Consider the following 15,889-nt stretch of genomic DNA (forward strand, 5'->3'; position numbering starts at 1 on the left):
AACAATAATGGATAATGTGAAAGCGATATTTTTGGATATGGATGGAACAATTTTACATAAAAATAATCGGGTTGATACAGAAACAGCTGATGTGATTGCGCAATTGAGAGACAAAGGATTCAAGGTATTTCTTGCAACCGGCAGAGCACATAATGAAATTCATTATTTAGTACCTGATACATTTGAAGTTGATGGAATAATTAGCTCAAATGGAACACTTGGTATGGTAAATGATGAAATTATCTTCAAGCATAGCCTTTCTTTTGATGCAGTGAATGAGATAGTGAAACGTGCGAAGAAACAATCAATATATTATGAAGTATTTCCATTTGAAGGAAATAGAATAGTACTTGCGGAAGATGAGACATGGGCTAAATCCTTATTTGATTCTGAGACACCACCAGGTAAGGTTGGTGAAAGTGAGTGGACGTCACGTAAAGAATCATTGGTAGAAAAAGTTGATTGGACAACAGAGCTTCCTAGTACATCATATTCTAAAATATATTTATTCTCTACTGATTATGATAAGATTACAGCTTATAGAGATCAATTAAAATCAGATGCAGAATCATTACAAATCAGTGTTTCAAATTCTTCAAGATTTAACGCTGAAACAATGGCATATCAAACAGATAAAGGTACAGGCATAAAGGAAATGATAGAACATTTCGGTATAGACCAATCTGAGACACTTGTAATAGGTGATAGTGATAATGATAGAGCGATGTTTGAATATGGACATTATACCGTTTCAATGAAAAATGCACGACCAGAAATTCAGGCTTTAACAAAAGACATCACTACTTATACGAATGAAGATAATGGAGCAGCACGTTATTTAGAAGAACACTTTTTAAAAGCATAAGGATAGCATAAAAGTTAGAGTATAAATTTTAAAAAAGAGAGCAAATCTGTAATAGATTTGCTCTCTTTTTTATTTAAAATCTAACAACTTTGAACGTTACTGATTGCATAGGAATTCGGCTCGTAGCACTTTGTTCGATCACTTATAATACATTTGTATCATGTAGCTCAAGAACACTGTACATTGAATGACCATATAAAAACAAAACGACAAATTCTATTGAAAGAAAATAGAATTTGTCGTTGTTTATAAATGTGAAATTATTTTATTTTACAACATTTTTAAGCTTTAACTTTATGATTTGAACGAATGAATAAAATTATTTTTCTGTATTATTCAAATTGTCTTTTAGCTTTGAACCTTCTGATTTTATATGTTCTTGTGCTGAATCCTTGTGTTCTGTTGCATTTGATTTTGCTTTTTCTGTAGTATTAGTAACACTTTTACTTACTTTAGATGTTTGTTTTGAATCAGTTTCAAATTTTTGACCATCATGATTATAATACTGAATAATTGCTAAAATATTTAGATAGTAAATGAATAAACGAACTAAAATTACAATTATAGTTACGATATAAATTAGAACCGTTGCGACGTTTTGTGAAATGCCACCCGTACCGATTGAAATCAACTGACTCACGGGATTCGCTAGTATAATAACAACCAAGTTTAGTAATAATATACCAAGGAAGAATTTGAACCAAGTTTTTTGTCCATTTTTAATTCCTTTGAAACCATTTTTAACTGAAGTCCAAGCACCATTTTCAGGTTTTTTAATAAATGCAACAGTATAATTGATAACTACGATTATCATAAACCAAATAATGAACGATTGAATAAAAGCAACTAATGTTGCAGCTACAATTTGGAAAGTTAACGAAATTGCTAGCGCATGATCAGCTCCACTAATTGGACCTTGTAATGCAGTGAACAAGTTCACAATTCCTAAGTTTAATAATTTAGCTAATAATAAATTAATAGCCATAAAAATTACGATAAATAATAAAGTGAATAATGATAGTTTAACTGCTTTTAAATATTTCCCTTTTTTGAAAACAGAAAAAATATCTTTGAAATTTGTCTTGTCTTTGTTAATTGCTTTATCTATAGTGTAAATAGTTCCAGCAATAATAGGGTAAGCTACAAAGATAATAACAACTAATGGAATTAAAATCGTCAATATAAGCACGAACAACGCTTTCCCTATTGGTTGTTGCATTGCCATTGACATAACAAAGTTATATATTGATGTTTGCATTGGTATTAAAGTTAAATAAGTTAATGCAAATAGTATTACAAAACTCACTAATGTAAATAATAAAACTTTAGCATTTTGTGGTTTAGCATTTTGTAAAGCTAGTTTATGAAATTTAAACAAAATTTAAGCACTCCTTTTTGATGATAAGAATACGATATCAAAAATTTGAAGAATTTAAAATTAATAGCTAGTAAAATCGTAATAAAATGTTAAAATATCCAATTGAGTATGAAAGAAAGGTGGCAAAAACATGAAATTTGCAATTATTACGGATGTTCATGGAAATTATGATGCGTTGGAAGCAGTTTTAGATGATATTGATAGACGAGGTGATATTTCTAAAATTTATAACTTAGGTGACAATATTGGTGTGGGCCATGAAACAAATAAAGTATTGGATGCAATATTTGACAGAGATGATATGGAAATTATTGCGGGAAATCATGACGAAGCAGTTATGTCATTAGTGAATGAGACACCTTACCCAGAAGACCTAAAAGATAAATTCTATGAACATCATCAATGGATTGAAAATCATCTTGATGAGGATTATTACGACACATTGAATAATTTGCCGCGAGTTATTGAACAAACCATTCATAATCAAAAATTACTTTTTATTCATTATGAAATAGAAAATGAAAAATTAAAAACACCAATTGATGGTCAACCATATAGTCCAATTGTTGAACCATCAGAAGATAATATCAAGCAATTATTTGATGATAAAGAAGCAGATTTAATCGCGTTCGGTCATAATCATACAATTCATTTATTTGATGATAAGTCTACAATTTATTTCAATCCGGGATCTGTAGGTTTAAATAATGGTGCATATGCCGTATATGGAATTGTCACGATAGATGATAATGAAATATCTTGTGATCGTATTAAGGTGCCATATGATAATGAAGAATTTCTAAAAGGCTTTGATGAAAAGCAAGTACCAGGAAAATCGTTAATCTTTGATAAATTTATTTAAATATGATTGTTTAGAATTACTTTTAAATAGATTGTCAAAATAGTAAAGCCTTACTCAAGCGTTATTAATGATGTAAATCATTAATTGAAACGTTTAGTAAGGCTTTTTATTATAGTATTCATGTTATATTGCATCAATGTGTGTGTATATGACTTACTTGATCATTAGAATTTAAAACATTAGAACATAGTGTCGTTTCTTCATGTTTGTGAGATTTTGTCTCTAGTTGTATTGTCATATGTTGTATATTTAAATGTTCAAGCGCATGTTCTATACGACGTAGTAACTGCTCACCATCAGCAATTAACATTTCATTATCGACCACTGCATGACAACTCAACGCATTCATCTCATTTGAAATTGTCCAAACATGGCAATCATGTACACTTTGTATTTGAGGTTCACTTTTAATTGATTCAATCACTTTATTTAAATCAACGTTTGATGGTGTACCTTCCATTAAAATATTTATTGATGATTTTGTTATTCCCCAACTACTTTTAATAATTAATATAGAAACAACTATACTTGCAATCGGATCGGCGACATACCAACCAAAAGTCCAAATTAATATTGCAGCAATAATAGCACCAATGGAACCTAACAGATCACCTAGTACATGTAAAAATGCACCGCGCATATTGATATTGTCAGATGTGTCGCCACCTTTAAACATAAACAATGCGACAATAATATTTACCAACAGACCGATAAGACTAATGATAAACATTTCTGTTGATTGGACATTTTCTGGTTCGAAAAACCTTTTTATGGCTTCAATAATAATAATACTTCCTATAACAAAAAGGGTTACACCATTAAATAAAGCAGCTAATATTTCGAATCGCTTATAACCAAATGTTTTTGATTTCGTTGCGTTTTTTTCAGAATAAATAAATGCAAGTAATGCAACACCTAGAGAAACTGTATCACTCAGCATGTGCATACCATCTGATAATAATGCTAAACTATTTGCTAAAAATCCACCAATAATTTCAACAATCATAAACAAACCTATGAAAATAAAGCTAAATAATAAGACTTTTTTATTATTTGTGTGCACATGGCTATGTGCATGATTATGTCCGTGATGATTTGACATTTAAAATGCCACCTTTCTCTTAAGATTTGTGTGTTGCGTGATGTATCGCTTGATTTAATAAAGTAGTGACATGTGTGTCATCTAAGTTATAAATCATAGATTGACCAGAACGGTTCGATTTAACTAAATGTGCTTGTTTCAACGTTCGTAATTGGTGTGAAACATTAGATTGGCTCAATTGAAGTGTATGGGCAATATGACCAACGCTACATGGGCCATGTGTCAATAGATGCATAATTCGAATGCGATTACCGTCACTTAATGCTTTGAATATCTCAGTAACTTTTTCTAGCGTTTGATTGTCGATTTGTTCTGTCATAATACAACTCCTTTATTAATATATGAACATTTATTCATATATTAATGTTTTGTGATTATTTTGTCAATCTTATAAGTGTGAGTTGTTTTAGTTTTAAATTCTTATAAAAGTGGTAGACTTTTATTATGAAGAAAATAAGGAGGTAACGTTGATATGAGTATTTTACTTATTGGAGCAAATGGTGGCGTTGGTAAACATCTAGTAAATCAATTTAAAGAAAGCAATGAAGCATTTACTGCTGGTGTTAGAAAAGAAGAGCAAGCAGAGGCATTGAAATCACAAGGTGTTGATAGTTTATTAATCGATGTTGAAGCGGATGATATCGACACACTTACTGAAAAAATTAAAGGTTTTGACAAAGTTATTTTTTCAGTTGGTTCAGGTGGTAGCACAGGAGCAGATAAAACGATAAGTGTTGACTTAGATGGTGCGATTAAATCGATTAAAGCCAGTGAAGCAAACAACGTAAAACAATATGTAATGGTATCTACTTATGATTCACGTAGAGAAGCCTTTGATGCAAGTGGTAGTTTGAAACCATATACGATTGCTAAACATTATGCAGATGAATATTTAAAACAAGCAACAGTTCCTTATACAATTGTTCATCCTGGTGGCTTATTAGATGAAGCAGGGAATAATAAAGTGGAAGCTGCTGCATTCTTTGAAGGTCGTGGTACGATACCTCGTGAAGATGTAGCAACAGTTTTAAAAGAAGTCGTATTATCAGATAGCTATAATAATACAGAGTTCCAAATTATTAGTGGCGATAAAGATGTTAAATCCGCTTTGTCAGATTTTGCGAAATCATAATTGCAACTTGAAGTAAATAAAATGATTTTAGTATTAGTTAGAATGATTAAATTTTCTTAAAATATATGATAGACCAATTTGCATATTAGTGCGAATTGGTCTTTTTTATTGATAAAGTTATTCATTTTTGAGTTCATACGTATTAAAATTTGATACAATAAGACATATCGTGTGGAGGTTATTATGAAGATTTCAAACACAAAAATATACGAACAAGTTGCAGATATCATATTAGAACGCATAAAATCAGGTGAATATAAGGTTGGAGATCGTCTACCTTCGATACAACAGTTGGCACAAATATATGGCGTAAGTGTGGCCTCTATTCGTGAAGCGCTCAATGCTTTGAGAACAATTGGTGTTATTGAACTCAAACAAGGATATGGCACATTTATTAAACAGGTAAAGCCGACGTTCTTTGAATTAGGTGATAAATTTACTTCATTAGCACAAATTAAAGAATTACTTGAATTGAGAGAAATTGTAGAGAGTGCTACAGTAGAAAAAGCGGCTCAATTAAGAGACGATAAGGATATGGAACAATTGAAAAAAGCATTAGATGATATGGGGAAAGCAGTAACAGATGGCACCTCTGGTGAAAAAGCGGACTTACAATTTCATCTTTCTATCGCTAAAGCTGCGAAAAATACATTGTTAGTAGAATTGTTAAATAATATTTCAGGATTGATTCAAGATTCCATGGAAGAAACACGTAAAATATTTATATACAGTGCTCAAAAAACGATGCATCGATTGCATGAAGAGCATGTGAATATATACAATGCAATAAAAAGCCAAGATGCTGTTGAGGCAGTCAAAGCAATGGATGCGCATTTAACTGAAGTAAAAGAAACTATTTTAACAAATTTCAAGGCATAATATTTACGATAATTACTTTAGATTTTTAATTTTTGTTATGCCTTTCGTTAAGTATGTAATAAATATATAGTAATTGGAACTTGTAATATGTATGCTTAAATATAACTATAATAATGATTAGTTTGCAGAAACGAAATGATTAAATTTAATAGTACTTATATGGCTATACATAAAAAGAAGTCCAAACAATAAAATGTTTGGACTTCCTAGCAAATTTTATATTGTTGAAAAGGTTAATCAACCTTTTCATGAGCATAATTAATCTTTAACTACCTTATACGCAATATACAGAAAGCGCAGGGCACATTACGTAACCCGAAGATTATTATACTATCACTTTGTTTGAGAAAGCAAGTAGAATTTTAAACCAATTTAAGCAGATTTTATTTTTTAATATTTTAGTTTTGGTAAATTAGATTGTATGATAATGCGGTGCGATAATGTATTACTATAGTAATGAAATGAGTAATTAGAATTAACTGGAAATGTGTCAAAAATTAGTCGTTTTTTATAACTAGGATTAAATTATGATACAATAATAATCGTGTAAGCAATACGATGGATAAGTCATTTATAAATAAATAACACATTTTAAAATAGATATAAATAAATTATTAAGAGCATATGGAGGTGTAAGTCATGGCGTTATTTCTAAAACCTGTATTTCATGAAAAAATATGGGGTGGAACAAAATTAAAATCTTTAGGATATGATATTCCTAGCGATAAAACAGGAGAAGCTTGGGGTATATCAGCACATCCAAATGGTAATTGTGAGATATTAAATGGTCCATATAAAGGACAAACCTTAGATCAATTATGGAATAATCATAGAGAGTTGTTTGGTGATTTTCCTAGTAAAGATTTTCCACTAATGACTAAAATTGTAGACGCAACAGAATCACTATCAGTCCATGTTCATCCGGATGATGCGTATGCTTTTGAAAAAGAGGCTGGACAATACGGAAAATCAGAATGTTGGTATATTATATCTGCTGAAGAAGACGCAGAAATTATATATGGTTTAAAGGTAGAACAAAAATCTGAAGCGGTAGAAGCTTTGGACGATGCTGCGTATGAATCAACATTCAACAAAGTAAAAGTTAAGCCTGGGGAATTTTATTTTATTCCAGCTGGTACTGTGCATTCTATCGGTGCAGGTATTTTAGTATATGAAACAATGCAATCATCTGATGTTACTTATCGAATTTATGATTATGATCGTACAGAAAATGATTCAAAGCGTCCATTAGATCATAAAAAAGCAAAAGATGTAATCGAGATTTCGACAGAAAATATTAACATTTCAACAGATACTGAAATTATTGAAAATCATAGGCGTACACAATTGGTTTCAAATGACTTTTTTACAATGGTAAAATGGGAAATTTCAGGAACACTTAACTATATGAAACCTAGAGAATTTGTATTGGTTTCGGTTATTGATGGAGATGGCCAAGTTATTGTTGATGGTGAAGTTTATAATTTAACTAAAGGTCAAAATTTCATACTAACTTCAGATGATTTAGATACAATATTTGAAGGCGATTTTGAATTAATTATAAGTTATTTATAATACATATAGTGATAAGGAGTGATGCTCGATGTACAAATTTTTATATGTTTCGTTAGTATGCGGCATTATTTCTGGTGCTGGAATCTTTTTAAAAATACCACACTATCCTAATCTTACGATTCCAGTCATTATAAGTTTGATTGGAATAATCTCTGCTATAATGACAATAAAAGACAAAAAGATAAGTGGAATGTTAAGGTTGGGTGGTATCCTTATCAATGTAATGCCTTTGTTAGGTGCATTTACAGTGACATAATAGTTTAATATCAAAGTATCTGTACATTATTTAATGTGATAGATACTTTTTTTATGAATGTTGTATAATATTTATACAGTAATTTGAAATTTTAAAAGAATGTGTACAGGATTTAGTTAAAATTTAACATAATATATACTTAATTATTAGTATTGAGCAATTATTTAAAGTAGTAATTTGAATTGAAGGTTTAAAGATAGGAATGGTGACAGTGAAAAAAGTAAGAGGCATGATTATGACTTTAGTAATTGCAATGGTTGCAACGATATTAGGAAGTAAATTTCCAGTTATTGGTAGTGCTATTTTTGCAATTATCATAGGTATTATAATTAATAATATAATTTGGATACCAAAAAAATATGAAGCAGGAATTCAATTTAGTAGCAAAAAAATACTGCATTATAGCATTGTTGTGCTAGGTTTTAGTCTGAGCTTTCAGTCGATTGGTACTGTTGGATGGAAGTCATTACCAATTATAATTATTACTTTATTTGCTGCATTTTTCACTGTTTTTCTTTTTATGAAACTATTTAAAGTGAATGAAAATTTAGGTATATTAATTGGTGTTGGTACATCGATTTGTGGTGGATCAGCAATTGCAGCCACTAGTCCTGTTATTAAAGCAAAGGAAAGTGAGGTAGCCTTTGCAATATCAACCATTTTTTTATTTAATTTAATTGCTGTATTTATTTTTCCACCTATTGGACACATATTACATATGAATCAAATGACCTTTGGTTATTTTGGTGGAACAGCAATTAACGATACATCTAGTGTCATCGCAGCTACTTCAAGTTATGGAAATAAAGCATTAGAAATAGGCGCAATAGTTAAATTAACCCGTACACTAATGATTATTCCCGTCGTCCTATATTTTACTTATAGAACTATAAAAAAAGAACAAGAACAAAATACAGATGTTGCAATTAAAAATATTTTTCCTTGGTTTATTCTTTGGTTTGTAATTGCATCAATAATAAGCACTGTTTTTCATTTCCCTGCATTTGTTATAAATATATTTCAACAATTATCTGTATTTTTAATAACAATGGCAATGGCAGGAATTGGTTTAACAGTTAATTTAAAACAGTTTAAAAGTACAGGCATAAAACCAATACTATTAGGTCTAGTGACATGGATTGTCGTCATCGTCACAAGTATCATCACATTGAAAATAATTAACTTAATGTAATGTTTGTTCAACAAGCAATTTTTGCATATAATAGGAAAGATAGAATTTATAAATTGAGATAAGGAGTATCTAAATGGCAGAGGAAACAAGTTATTTTTGGTTGAATTGCGGATATAATCGCTGGAATCATAATGAACCATTAGTAGGACAAACGACATTATTTGAGTCAGGTGCACAGTTCAGTCCTTCGCAAGGTTTCCGATCATTCAAACAAGCAAAAGTAGGGGACTGTGTTATATTTTATCAAGTGCAGATGGATACTGGTTTATTGGGCTTTGGTCAAATAACTAGTGTTCAAACAGGTGCACAGAATAAAATTCGAGTGCATTTTCAATTACAAGAACAACTTAAACCACTAACTGCAGATTATTTAAAGCGTAGTGAACAATTAGAGTTTAGAATGAGTAATATGAAAGAAACATTATTTAATCAGATTACTAAGGATGAGTTTGATTTAATTGTTAGCCTTGGTAAAGGTGAGACTAAAGTGCCGAGATACTTTTTTGTTTCAGAAGAAGAAGAGTATGAGCCTGAAACAACACATACGATTTTTACACATACATATAATGGTATTAAACGTAATGGTTATCATTTCTATACACAATTAGAAATTGGTGATCAGTTAGTGTTTTATAATAGAAAAAGGGATCAATCAGTGATTGGTATAGGCGAAGTAAGTAGACATATACACGAAAAATCACCAATTCCAGGAAGAACGAATAGTACTGCAATTGAAATATATTTTGAAAAAGAAATAGAACCTGTATCTCTTGGTACATTAAATAAGCATCCAAAATTAAAAAACCTTTATTTCTTACAAGAGAATGCTAAACAAGCAATTGCCAGTATGTCAAAGACACAATATGAAGCAATTATTGAAATGAGTGAAAATGATGGACTTAAATCGCAATTTGAAATGGTTAAAAATGAACAAGTCATTGATACACTTAGTGAAGATTTAAAGCCGTTTATTTTATTAGTCGCTGATAAAGGAGAAGGATTGCAAGCAGCTGAAGATTTATTACAAAAAACAAATGCTAATCCTGTGTTAGTAGCTGGTCATCCAGATTTTTCAGAAGATATGTTGTATGGAAAATACCTACCTAATGAATCAGGCGCGTTGTATTATCGCGAAGGATTTATTACAAATTTAATGCCACGTAAAGATAAAAGTTATTTAGTGATTGATAATTTTAATCGAATCGATGTTGATATTTTTCAAACATATATAAATGTGTTAGAGGGCTATGAAATGACAATGCCAAGATATAATAAAGAAGGAAATATGATAAAATGGTCGAGAAAGAAAGATTCATATTATCATTTTAATCCAAATTGGCATATTGTAGGTATTACGTATGATGATTTAAATGAAATTAAACATAAGTATACTGAGCAATTCTTGAAATATACGCGAATCGTTAAAGTTAAACAAGACGATTAAAGCATTTAATTAATAATATAAGTTATATCGAAAAAGTACTACCACTTTTTGTAAACTAAGCACAGCTTTATACCTATTGAGGGAATTTGAGCTTGTTTTACAAAAGTGGTATTTTTTATAATTTAAATGTGTAAAACACTGATATTTGAGTGAACATATTATGATTTATTATTATGGATTTAGGATATAATATATATAAAGGAATAAAATGTGCAAGGTATTGAAATTTTTAATAGGAGTGAAATGATATGCCAATAATATATTATGATGGTAACTGTGTGTACTGCTATAACTATGCAATTTGGTTGATTCAAAATGGATTGTCGAAAAAATATGAGTTTGCTCGATTACAAGGTCAAACAGCACAAACTTTATTTGATAATTATCCTGAAGCGGATGTGAAAAATAGTGTTATCTTACAAAATGGCAATCACTTTGAATTTAAATCAGATGCTATAGCTACTTTGATAACTTCTTTAACTAGTTATAAATGGCTAGGAGTCTTGCTCAGATTAACGCCTAAATTTTTAAGGGAATTTGGTTACAACACCTTTGCAAATAATAGAAATCGGATGTGGAAGACACATTGGCATAAACCGAATGCATATGAGCAATCGTTTTTTATAGATTAAAAGAACAATAGCAACGGAGGATCAGACAATGGGAAATATTATAATTATAGGTAGTGCATCAATTGATTTAGTAGTAAAGACTGATAATATACCACAAAATGGTGAAACAGTGATGGGAACATCATTCTTTACAGCGCCTGGTGGAAAGGGCGCAAACCAAGCTGTTGCTGCTGCACGACTAAGTAACAATGTATATATGATTGGTGCTGTAGGTAATGATGCTTATGGTCAACAAATATTAGATAATCTAAAAGAAAATAATGTAAATACTAAATTTATTGATGTAATCGAAAATGAAACATCAGGCACTGCCCATATTACATTATATGAAAATGATAATAGAATTATAGTTGTACCTGCAGCAAACAAATATGTTACTGCAGAACGTGTACTACCTAAATTAGAGCAATTTCAAACAGGGGACATTATACTAATGCAACATGAGATTCCAGAGGAAACGATAGAAGCAGTTGTAGATTTTGCTGTGGAGAAAAAGATTCAAGTTATGTTAAATCCTGCGCCATATCGTAAAGTAAAAAAAGACATACTTGATAAAGTAACATGGTTAACACCAAATGAAACTGAAAGTGAATTATTATTTGAAAATAATGTAGAAGCTGCCTTAAAGCAATATCCTGAAAAATTGATTGTAACAAAAGGTGCGGATGGAGCGATATTCTATAATAACGGTGTTAAACAGGTATCTGGATTTAAAAAAGAAGTAGTAGATACTACAGGTGCTGGTGATACATTTAATGGTGCTTTAGCTGTAGCTTTAAATGAGAATCAACAATTGGTGGAAGCAGTAAATTTTGCTAACCTTGCGGGTAGTTATTCTGTCACAGGTTTAGGTGCTCAAGGTGCAATGCCATACAGAAAAGACCTAGATTAAAAGTTTTGATTTAGGGTATTTGTCTAATATGTGACGTTATATTATCTAGATTATAATTATTATAATTAAGTCAGGGAAATCTCTTTACAGATTATAATTATTATAATATAATAGTTATTGTAATCAGGAGATGAAAACAACCTAAATAAAAGGTAAAGTATAGATAATAAGGAGAGGTTAATTTATGGCAAATAATCAAGAAGTAGTAAAAGTTTTAAATCAACAAGTAGCAAACTGGACAGTAGCATTTACTAAACTACACAATTTCCATTGGTATGTAAAAGGACCAAACTTCTTTTCTTTACACACTAAATTTGAGGAATTATATGATGAGGCGAGCGGTTATGTAGATGACTTAGCTGAGCGTATTTTAGCTGTAGGTGGTAACCCTGTAGCTACTTTGAAAGAAAGTTTAGAGCTTTCAATTATTGAAGAAGCTGGTAAAGGATATAAAGCAGAAGAAATGGTAGAAGAACTTTCTAAAGACTTTACGAATGTATCAAAACAATTAGAAGAAGCAATTGAGGTTGCATCTAAAGCAGAAGATGATGTAACAGAAGATATGTTTATCGGTATGCAAACAAACATTGAAAAACATAATTGGATGTTAAAATCATACCTAGGTCAATAATTTAAAATTAAAACGAGTAGATATAGATGTCTTGTGAATCAAGCGATTTAAGCTTTTTTCACAAGGCTTTTTATTTGTCAAAATATAGAAAAATAAAAAACTATCAATAAATATTATTGATAGTTTTAAAATTAAGTTTTATATTATTCTGCAATTTCTAAAGCAATTTCCATCATTTGTGTAAATGAGTTTTGACGTTCTTCTGCAGTTGTAGCTTCATCTTTTAAGATATGGTCACTTACAGTAAAGACACCAAGTGCTTTTTTCTTAGCATATGTTGCATTTAAATAAAGTGCGGCAGATTCCATTTCAATTCCCAAAATACCCATGCGTTGCCATTTTTCATTAAATGTTTCATCCGCATTATAAAATGTATCTGAAGATAAGATATTACCTACATGTGTTTTTGCTCCGATTTCATCTGCTTTTTCTTTTGCTTTTAAAATTAAATCAAAATCTGCTAATGGTGCAAAATGACCTGGTATATTGTATTGATCAACATAATTTGAATTTGTTGAAGCACCTTGTGCAATAATAATATCGTAAAGGTTCACGTCTTCTTGTAATGCACCGCATGAACCAATTCGAATAATCGTATCTACATCAAAGAAATTATATAGTTCGTATGAGTAAATACCAATACTAGGAATCCCCATCCCAGATCCCATAACAGAAACTTCTTTTCCTTTATATGTACCTGTGTAACCAAACATATTTCTTACTTCGTTAAATTGTTCAACATTTTCTAAATAGTTATCAGCTATGTACTTTGCTCGTAATGGATCACCTGGCATTAATACGGTTTTAGCAATTTTAGTCCCATTAGGTTGAATATGAGGTGTACCTTTTGTCATAATCATCTTCTCCTTTAAATTCTTTATCAAAATAAAGATAACATTTGTTTATTATTTTTGCGAATTTTTGTAGTATAGAGTTAAAGGGAATAGCAACAAATCAAGTAAAAATTTACTTTTAACATTTTAAGTGAAGATAAATATTACTTTAAACAAAATTTAGGAGGATTTGAAATGAATTATGCAAAATATATAGACCATACTTTATTGAAACCAGAGGCGACAAAAGAACAAATTGATAAGATTATTTCAGAAGCAAAAGAATATAATTTTAAATCTATTTGCATTAACCCAACACATGTGGAATATGCAGCTAAACAATTAACAGATAGCGATGTTTTAGTTTGTACAGTAATAGGTTTTCCATTAGGTGCTACAACGACTGAAGTGAAAATGTTTGAAACTGAAGATGTTATTAAAAAAGGTGCATCAGAAGTAGATATGGTAATTAATATTGGAGCATTAAAAGATGGCAATTATGATTTAGTTCAAAAAGATATCGAAGGTGTAGTTGGTGCGGCTAACGGTAAAACTGTAAAAGTTATTATTGAAACTTGTTTATTAACTGATGAGGAAAAAGTTAAGGCATCTGAATTAAGTAAGTCAGCAGGTGCTGATTTCGTTAAGACATCTACCGGTTTTGCAGGAGGAGGCGCTACACCTGAAGATGTTAAATTAATGAAGGAAACGGTTGGAGATGACCTAGAAGTTAAAGCATCAGGAGGCGTTAGAAACCTTGAAGACTTTAATAAAATGATTGAATCTGGGGCAACACGTATCGGTGCAAGTGCAGGTATCCAAATCATTCAAGGTCTAGAAAGTGATTCTGATTATTAATTAAAACGAGCAATGGTACGTTTTATTGATTGAATAAGGGAGGTCTACACAAATGAGAATGGTAGATTTAATTGAAAAGAAACGTGATGGACAAACGCTAACTGAAGAAGAAATAAATTTCTTTATCGAAGGTTATACAAAGGGAGAAATACCAGATTATCAAGCGTCTAGTTTAGCGATGGCAATTTATTTTCAAGATATGAATGAAGATGAAAGAGCATCATTAACAATGGCAATGGTAAATTCTGGAGATGTTATTGATTTATCTAATATTAATGGTGTTAAAGTCGATAAACATTCAACTGGGGGCGTTGGTGATACAACGACTTTAGTTCTTGCACCGTTGGTAGCATCAGTAGGTGTACCAGTTGCAAAAATGAGTGGTAGAGGACTTGGACATACAGGTGGTACGATTGATAAATTAGAATCTATAAAAGGATTCCATGTTGAAATTACTGAAGAAAAATTTGTAAAATTAGTAAATGAAGCAAAAGTTGCAGTAATAGGACAATCAGGTAATTTAACGCCAGCAGATAAAAAATTATATGGATTACGTGATGTAACTGGGACAGTTAATTCAATTCCACTAATTGCTTCATCAATTATGAGTAAAAAAATTGCTGCAGGTGCAGATGCAATTGTTCTAGACGTGAAAACAGGTAACGGTGCTTTTATGAAGACATTAGAAGATGCAGAAGCATTGGCACGTGCAATGGTTAGCATTGGAAATAATGTTGGTAGAAATACAATGGCCATTATATCAGATATGGGTCAACCTTTAGGCAATGCGATTGGTAATGCATTAGAAGTAAAAGAAGCAATCGAGACATTGCAAGGTAAAGGTCCAGATGATTTAACGGATTTAGTATTAACATTAGGTTCTCAAATGGTTGTTGTTGGTGGTAAAGCACAAGATTTAGATGAGGCACGACAATTGCTTAAAGCTGCTATTAATGATGGTTCGGCATTAGAACGTTTTAAATTATTTATTGAAAATCAAGATGGTGACGGTTCAGTTGTAGACGATCTTACTAAATTGCCACAAGCACAGTATCAAATTGATTTTCCAGCTGCTAAAGCAGGTGTTGTTACGGAAATCGTGGCAAATGAAGTTGGTGTTGCATCAATGATGCTTGGTGCTGGTCGACAAACGAAAGAGGACGAAATTGATTTGAGCGTAGGTATCGTGTTGAATAAAAAAGTTGGCGACAAAGTTGAAGCTGGGGAATCATTATTAACAATTCACAGTAACCGTGAACAAGTAGATGAAGTCATTGAAAAATTAAACGAAAGTATCACAATAAGTGATAGTGGTGAAGCACCAACATTAATTCACAAAGTAATAACTGAATAGGAGT

The 15,889-nt window shown here is 30.9% G+C and carries 17 protein-coding genes; 13 read left to right on the plus strand and 4 right to left on the minus strand.

Annotated elements, in window-relative coordinates:
* Window positions 1-7: 7 nt before the first annotated feature.
* Complete coding sequence (locus MHZ36_RS11765) at window positions 8-865, plus strand: HAD family hydrolase (protein WP_239231851.1); 858 nt, start codon at window positions 8-10, stop codon at window positions 863-865.
* Between the two features lie 319 nt (window positions 866-1,184).
* On the opposite strand, the gene MHZ36_RS11770 is transcribed toward MHZ36_RS11765, so the two are convergent.
* Window positions 1,185-2,243: a hypothetical protein gene (locus tag MHZ36_RS11770; protein WP_239231852.1), complete on the minus strand. Its 1,059-nt coding sequence runs from the start codon at window positions 2,241-2,243 to the stop codon at window positions 1,185-1,187.
* 130 nt (window positions 2,244-2,373) lie between these two features.
* Between MHZ36_RS11770 and MHZ36_RS11775 the strand changes: the two genes are divergently transcribed.
* The gene (locus tag MHZ36_RS11775; RefSeq protein ID WP_239231854.1) at window positions 2,374-3,105 is read left to right on the plus strand and encodes a metallophosphoesterase family protein; all 732 of its coding nucleotides are present in this window, start codon (window positions 2,374-2,376) and stop codon (window positions 3,103-3,105) included.
* 133 nt (window positions 3,106-3,238) lie between these two features.
* Here the strand turns inward: MHZ36_RS11775 and czrB are convergent, their stop codons facing one another.
* Window positions 3,239-4,207: a CDF family zinc efflux transporter CzrB gene (gene czrB, locus MHZ36_RS11780; protein ID WP_239231855.1), complete on the minus strand. Its 969-nt coding sequence runs from the start codon at window positions 4,205-4,207 to the stop codon at window positions 3,239-3,241.
* A 19-nt stretch (window positions 4,208-4,226) separates the two neighbouring features.
* Window positions 4,227-4,526, minus strand: a complete 300-nt coding sequence (locus MHZ36_RS11785; protein ID WP_239231856.1) for an ArsR/SmtB family transcription factor — start codon at window positions 4,524-4,526, stop codon at window positions 4,227-4,229.
* A 153-nt stretch (window positions 4,527-4,679) separates the two neighbouring features.
* Here MHZ36_RS11785 and MHZ36_RS11790 point away from each other — a divergent pair, with 153 nt between their 5' ends.
* From MHZ36_RS11790 to MHZ36_RS11830, 9 genes are all read left to right on the plus strand, one after another.
* Window positions 4,680-5,339 carry an SDR family oxidoreductase gene (locus MHZ36_RS11790; protein WP_239231858.1) on the plus strand — a complete coding sequence of 220 codons (660 nt, stop codon included), beginning with the start codon at window positions 4,680-4,682 and terminating at the stop codon, window positions 5,337-5,339.
* Between the two features lie 183 nt (window positions 5,340-5,522).
* Window positions 5,523-6,218, plus strand: a complete 696-nt coding sequence (locus MHZ36_RS11795; protein ID WP_239231860.1) for a FadR/GntR family transcriptional regulator — start codon at window positions 5,523-5,525, stop codon at window positions 6,216-6,218.
* Window positions 6,219-6,857: 639 nt separating this feature from the next.
* On the plus strand, window positions 6,858-7,793 hold the full coding sequence (gene manA, locus MHZ36_RS11800) for a mannose-6-phosphate isomerase, class I (RefSeq protein ID WP_239231861.1): 936 nt from the start codon (window positions 6,858-6,860) through the stop codon (window positions 7,791-7,793).
* Between the two features lie 28 nt (window positions 7,794-7,821).
* Window positions 7,822-8,049: a hypothetical protein gene (locus tag MHZ36_RS11805; protein WP_239231863.1), complete on the plus strand. Its 228-nt coding sequence runs from the start codon at window positions 7,822-7,824 to the stop codon at window positions 8,047-8,049.
* Between the two features lie 211 nt (window positions 8,050-8,260).
* Entirely contained in the window at window positions 8,261-9,241 is a 981-nt protein-coding gene (locus MHZ36_RS11810) for a YeiH family protein (protein WP_239231865.1), read from the plus strand.
* Window positions 9,242-9,314: 73 nt separating this feature from the next.
* On the plus strand, window positions 9,315-10,685 hold the full coding sequence (locus tag MHZ36_RS11815) for an EVE domain-containing protein (protein WP_239231867.1): 1,371 nt from the start codon (window positions 9,315-9,317) through the stop codon (window positions 10,683-10,685).
* A 248-nt stretch (window positions 10,686-10,933) separates the two neighbouring features.
* A complete protein-coding gene (locus tag MHZ36_RS11820) occupies window positions 10,934-11,317 on the plus strand; it encodes a thiol-disulfide oxidoreductase DCC family protein (protein ID WP_239231868.1) in 384 nt (127 codons plus the stop codon).
* 28 nt (window positions 11,318-11,345) lie between these two features.
* Window positions 11,346-12,209, plus strand: a complete 864-nt coding sequence (rbsK, locus tag MHZ36_RS11825) for a ribokinase (protein ID WP_239231869.1) — start codon at window positions 11,346-11,348, stop codon at window positions 12,207-12,209.
* A 184-nt stretch (window positions 12,210-12,393) separates the two neighbouring features.
* Window positions 12,394-12,840, plus strand: coding sequence for a Dps family protein (locus MHZ36_RS11830; protein WP_239231870.1), 447 nt, complete (start codon window positions 12,394-12,396; stop codon window positions 12,838-12,840).
* 143 nt (window positions 12,841-12,983) lie between these two features.
* On the opposite strand, the gene deoD is transcribed toward MHZ36_RS11830, so the two are convergent.
* Complete coding sequence (gene deoD, locus MHZ36_RS11835) at window positions 12,984-13,694, minus strand: purine-nucleoside phosphorylase (protein WP_239231871.1); 711 nt, start codon at window positions 13,692-13,694, stop codon at window positions 12,984-12,986.
* 174 nt (window positions 13,695-13,868) lie between these two features.
* Between deoD and deoC the strand changes: the two genes are divergently transcribed.
* Both deoC and MHZ36_RS11845 read left to right on the plus strand, forming a co-directional pair.
* Window positions 13,869-14,531, plus strand: a complete 663-nt coding sequence (gene deoC, locus MHZ36_RS11840; RefSeq protein WP_239231872.1) for a deoxyribose-phosphate aldolase — start codon at window positions 13,869-13,871, stop codon at window positions 14,529-14,531.
* A 52-nt stretch (window positions 14,532-14,583) separates the two neighbouring features.
* Window positions 14,584-15,885 (plus strand): pyrimidine-nucleoside phosphorylase, encoded by a 1,302-nt coding sequence (locus MHZ36_RS11845; protein WP_239231873.1) that lies wholly within the window; start codon window positions 14,584-14,586, stop codon window positions 15,883-15,885.
* The last annotated feature ends 4 nt before the right edge of the window (window positions 15,886-15,889 follow it).

This window comes from Staphylococcus sp. ACRSN (genome assembly GCF_022346615.1).
Classification (GTDB): domain Bacteria; phylum Bacillota; class Bacilli; order Staphylococcales; family Staphylococcaceae; genus Staphylococcus.